This is a genomic window from Candidatus Magnetaquicoccus inordinatus, from assembly GCF_004217665.1.
GTDB classification, from domain to species: Bacteria; Pseudomonadota; Magnetococcia; order Magnetococcales; family Magnetaquicoccaceae; genus Magnetaquicoccus; species Magnetaquicoccus inordinatus.
This window is the reverse complement of record NZ_RXIU01000176.1, coordinates 2771-7573: the sequence shown is the minus strand read 5'-3', so window position 1 is coordinate 7573 and position 4803 is coordinate 2771. Positions and strand designations below refer to the sequence as shown.

The window sequence follows — 4803 nt, the reverse complement described above, 5'->3', positions numbered from 1 at the left end:
GAAGCTGCTGGCGACCGGCTGTCGGGATCTCCTGTCCCATCACCGGCTGCAGCTCCTGCTCTGAGCTGAGGAAAAAGCTCCAATAGGGTGACTTGACCGGTGTGACTGAAACACAGGCCGGAGCCTGATAGCGCTGACACATCATCAGGCAGGCAGTAATATCTTCAGCCTGGCGCAGCGGTGAGGTCGGTTGCAACAAAACCAACCATTCATAACGCTCTGGCAGACTCTGCAGTGCATGGCGCAGCACCTCGATTGTCGAAGCCGTATCGCTGGCCAAAGGAGTCGGCCGCACAAAAGGAACCTCACACCCCCACTCTCTGGCGGTTGCCATGATGGTGGCATCCTCGGAGGAGAGGATCAAGCGATCGATGGCTGTACACTCTTGGGCAGCGGCAATGGTCCAAGCCAAAAGAGGCTTACCCAGCATTGACAGACAATTTTTTCCCGGCAACCCCTTGGAACCTCCGCGCGCTGGCATGATTGCCAACACACTCTCCCCGGCAATCATGAAGCTGCCTCCTCATCCTCAGCAACGATGGCCTCTTCAGCCTGATAGGAGCGTTTGGCGCGGCGACCCAGCCAATGCCAATAGTGCATCGGTGCAATGCCCACTCCGGGTCGTTTGCAACCCAGATTTTCTGTTGTAAACAGCTCGCCTGCAGCAATATCGCGCACCGCCACCAACTGTTTGCGTACCAATGTTCGATTGGGCAACTCTGCTTCAGTCACATTTTTGCCACCCGTTCCCAGCGCCTGTTCCACCGCACGAATCGCCTGCACCATGGCGGTCAACTCATTGGGTTCCAAAGAGGCACGATGGTCTGGACCAGGCAGGGTACGATCAAGTGTAAAATGTTTTTCGATCAAACAGGCCCCACGAGCCACGGCTGCAGTGGCAACAGCAATGCCCTCGGAATGGTCGGAAAGGCCCACCGGCAGCGCAAATGCTGCACGCAAGGTATCCATGGCCCGCAAATTGATACTGTGTGCAGGAGCTGGATAGTCGCTGGTGCAGTGCAGAAGGATCACCTTTTCCGCAAGATGTTGCCGCCCGACTGCCGATTGCCAAGCGGCGGCAAAAGCGGCCAGAGAGGGAGATTGACCCAAATAGCCACAAGCCAATACCGCCAGAGCCTGCTCAACCTCTGCCAGAGTAGACATACCCGTCGAGAGAATAATCCGTCGACCGCTGTGCGCGGCCTGCCATAACAGTGGTGCGTTGGTTATCTCCCCGGAAGCGATTTTGATGGTCTGCAAATATAAGCCATCGACCAAAAACTGCAGACTTTCCCTGTCAAATGGTGTGGATATAAAATGAATATTCCGGGCAAAACAGTATTGTTGCAACTGGATATGGCTCTCTGCATCCAACTCCAGGCGTTGCAGCATCTGCCATTGCGACTCCTCTTGACCGGTATTGCGTTGCTGATAGGCGGCTTTGGCTACCTTTGGACCAACCAAGGCGCTGCTGCGAAAGGTCTGAAACTTGACGGCATCGGCTCCTGCTGCCACAGCAGCATCCACCAACTGCAACGCTTGCTGCAGATTGCCATTATGGTTGACCCCGGCTTCGGCAATGATCAGGGTCCGAGCTGCCGGAGCAGGAAGAGAGGGGGGAGGCCAATAGAGGGACATGGGGTGACTGTTCCTGATTAATAGGTCATCTGTTTGCCGAGCAGACGTTGTTTGCCCGGCAGGCTCTTGAGGATGGTCAGGGAGCGTTCTGCCATATAACCATCGCCATAGAGCGGATCCCCAGCCTGAATGGTTGCCCTGTATTGCTGATCAAAGGCAGCCCGTTCTACTGCTTCGCGAATATGTTGCCGATCAAGCGCTACCGATTGCAACTGGGCGGCAGCCAGTCGGCCCTGTTGGCGATTGCCAATATTGACGGCAGGCAGACCCAAAAAAGGTGCTTCGTGAAAAGCCAGAGAGGAGTTGCCCAGCAGGCAGCGGGCATGGCGCAACAGGGCAACAAAAACAGCACGGGGCAGATGGCGATACAGTGTAATGGCTTGCCGCTCGGCAGCTTTTTGCAAAACCTGGGCAATTTCCATCGCCCCTGGATCACTGTTGGGAGCACCCGCAAACAGGTGCAAACCGCTTTGGGCAACCGCCTGCAGACACAGCTCCACCTGAGCGGCGGGAGAGAGCGGATGATCATCCAGCAACGGATGGAAAAGAAAGATGCCGAAGGGAGCGCGGACTTTTTCACCCAGGTGCGCCGCCAGTTCGTCCACGCTCAAGGGTGGCTCTTGGCGTAAGCGGTCCACCCCACCACTGCCGACTACGTGGATACGCCAAAGCTCTTCACCCATGCGTTGCAGACGCTCGGCATGGGCTTGCGTCATCACCAGATGCAGATGACTCATTTTGCTGGCTGCATGGCGTACCCACTCATCCGGACAGCCACCATACAGAGAGTCCCCTCCGGCCAGGTGGACTACAGGAATACCCAGATACAGTCCACTCAAGGCCCCCACCACCACCTCTTCCCGATCGCCCAACAGCAGGAGCAGATCGGGACGCTCTCGATCGAGAGTTTGTGCAAGAGAGCTCATCAGAAGAGCACTGGAGCGCACCTTGCCCACCCGGCTGTCGGAGTGAAGCAAGGTCTCCAGGCGTTCGCAGATGGGCAAACCATCCTCCTCGATTCTGCGTACTGAATAGTGATGCCGATCGGTCAGATGCGCACCACAGACAATCACCCCTAAATGAAAGGCAGGATCATCCTCCAGTGCCCGCAGCAGAGGATAGAGCAGATCATATTCGGAACGGATCCCGGTCAAAGCCAAAACACGGATACGCCCCCGGCATTCCGCCAGTAGACCATCCTCTGCAGTGCCGGTGCTCAAAGCAGCTCTTCCACGCCAGCGCTTTTAGTTGACCCGTCCAGCATCCACACCCAATTTGCTCAACAGCTCCGCCAAGCGGTTCATGTTGGAGAGAGAGAGCAGATGTGCATAGATCCAACCTAATTCACCAGAACGAAACAGCTCCAAAGCCTTTTCCTGGGGCAACTCCATCAATTTTTTTTCATCCACCACCAGCAGGCCACCCATGGAAAATTTGACGCCACCGGCCAGTTCGGCACGTGCGGTCAACTCGGTGAGCAGCTCCATCTCAAGCAGACGGTTGACAAAAATCTCCGTGCGCTGATTTTGCCCTTGATACTCTTTGAGAAAACGGATGGCATTTTCCAGCAGGGGAGCCTGTTCACCTTCGTCGGTAAACAGAGGGGTTCCCGATTCGCTATTGAAACCGGGAAATTTTTCGTCGATGCAGACTGCCAGGTTACCATCTCCAGAGTCGGCCAGGACAAAGGGATAGCGGCGCACAAAGGCTGGAATATAGCGGGCATCCCATTGACCAGCAGCATCTACATAGAGATTTTCATCATTACGCAGCCCCAGCATGGCCAGAGGAATGGTCCGCTCACCCGCCTTGGCAAAGACGATGGGATACTCTTTGGCGACATGGACAAATTCCATTCCGGTGATGATCACCGAATTGGTACCCTGAGCAAAGGAGTAGTTGGCCCCTTTGTTGTCGATTTTGAAGCTCCGATGCCGTTCTTTGTTGAGTGCCACCGGCTGTTCATAAAACAAAAGCTGCTTCATGCTGCGTTTCTCCTCGAAGGAATGTCTGAATTACAAGGGAGCTGCTGCGACCTGATTTCTCCCGCGTACCATGTTATTGTAAACCAATTTCCGACAAAAAGGGAGAAATATTTTCTCTCTTTTCCGTTTCTGTTGGCCATGGCCAGAAAAGGGTAGGGAGAGAGATTTTCTGTCTGTTTTCTGTCTGTTTCGTTGTTGTTGGCCAGAGTCAGAAAAAGAGCATCAAGGAGAGATCCGCCCGTATGACACGGGCGGAAAACAGGCGTGCGGAACAGAATCAAGCAGCAGCGGCAGCAGCCAGGGCATCGGCATAATTGGGCTCTTCGACAATCTCTGGCACCTGCTGGGTATAGACCACCTGCCCACTGCCATTGATCACCACGACGGCGCGGGACATCAAACCAGCCAGTGGCCCATCAACCATGCGCACGCCATAGGCTTCAGCAAAACCTCTGGCACGCATCTCTGATACGGATTGCACCGCGCTGATTCCTTCTGCACCACAGAAACGTTTGTGGGCAAAGGGCAGATCGACGGAGATACACAGCACTACGGTATTTTCCAATTGCGCAGCTTCGCTGTTGAAGCGACGCACTGAAGCGGCGCACACGCCGGTATCAACACTCGGAAAAATATTGAGTATTAACCGTTTGCCGGCAAAATTTTGCAGTGACACATCCGCAAGATCGGTACCGGTTAAACAAAAATCCGGGGCTGCACTGCCCACGGCAGGCAACTCACCACAGGTATGAATGGGATTTCCTTTGAAGGCGATTTGAGCCATTAGCTGCTCTCCTGGCAAAGTAAAGGGAAACAAGGGAAGGGGATTGTCGGAAACCGCGCTTCCAACTTAGAGAGGATCAAATATCAATTTTTTTCCGTAAAGGAAAGGTCTGCCGTATAGCAGCAGAGATCCGTCAACTGCGGATCGCCGGTTGCGAGAAAAACTGTTCAGGCAGGATGGACAAACCACGCAACCATTCGGCTGCGTACATACGCCGTTTGCCAGCCGGTTGCAACTCGGTAATCAACAGGCTCCCCGTGGCACAGGCAACCTCTATGGCATCGGCATGGCGGGCAAGAATCTCTCCTGGTGCGCCACTGCCCGTCGCCAGACGACTGGCAAACAGTTTGAGTGGTTTACCATTGCAGAGGGTTTGTGCCCCCGGCCAAGGATTGA

The 4803-nt window shown here is 54.8% G+C and carries 5 protein-coding genes and 1 pseudogene; all 6 read right to left on the bottom strand.

The window, feature by feature from the left end; translation table 11 throughout:
* Window positions 1–511: acylneuraminate cytidylyltransferase family protein (locus EJP87_RS11910; RefSeq protein WP_130472100.1), on the bottom strand; the 511-nt coding region annotated here is incomplete at its 3' end.
* A complete protein-coding gene (gene neuB / locus EJP87_RS11905; protein ID WP_130472099.1) occupies window positions 508–1638 on the bottom strand; it encodes an N-acetylneuraminate synthase in 1131 nt (376 codons plus the stop codon). The genes EJP87_RS11910 and neuB, both read right to left, overlap by 4 nt.
* 17 nt (window positions 1639–1655) lie before the next feature.
* Entirely contained in the window at window positions 1656–2858 is a 1203-nt protein-coding gene (gene neuC / locus EJP87_RS11900) for a UDP-N-acetylglucosamine 2-epimerase (protein WP_130472098.1), read from the bottom strand.
* 24 nt (window positions 2859–2882) lie between these two features.
* The gene (locus tag EJP87_RS11895; RefSeq protein ID WP_130472097.1) at window positions 2883–3623 is read right to left on the bottom strand and encodes a SapC family protein; all 741 of its coding nucleotides are present in this window, start codon (window positions 3621–3623) and stop codon (window positions 2883–2885) included.
* A 277-nt stretch (window positions 3624–3900) separates the two neighbouring features.
* On the bottom strand, window positions 3901–4407 hold the full coding sequence (gene tpx / locus EJP87_RS11890; protein WP_130472096.1) for a thiol peroxidase: 507 nt from the start codon (window positions 4405–4407) through the stop codon (window positions 3901–3903).
* A 133-nt stretch (window positions 4408–4540) separates the two neighbouring features.
* Window positions 4541–4803 (bottom strand): annotated as a pseudogene (locus tag EJP87_RS11885) (methionyl-tRNA formyltransferase); the annotation flags it as partial.

Bases quoted from the DNA above. Each gene is read 5' to 3' on its own strand.
- tpx (WP_130472096.1), bottom strand. From the start codon at position 4,407: ATGGCTCAAATCGCCTTCAAAGGAAATCCCATTCATACCTGTGGTGAG.
- neuB (WP_130472099.1), bottom strand. From the start codon at position 1,638: ATGTCCCTCTATTGGCCTCCCCCCTCTCTTCCTGCTCCGGCAGCTCGG.
- EJP87_RS11895 (WP_130472097.1), bottom strand. From the start codon at position 3,623: ATGAAGCAGCTTTTGTTTTATGAACAGCCGGTGGCACTCAACAAAGAA.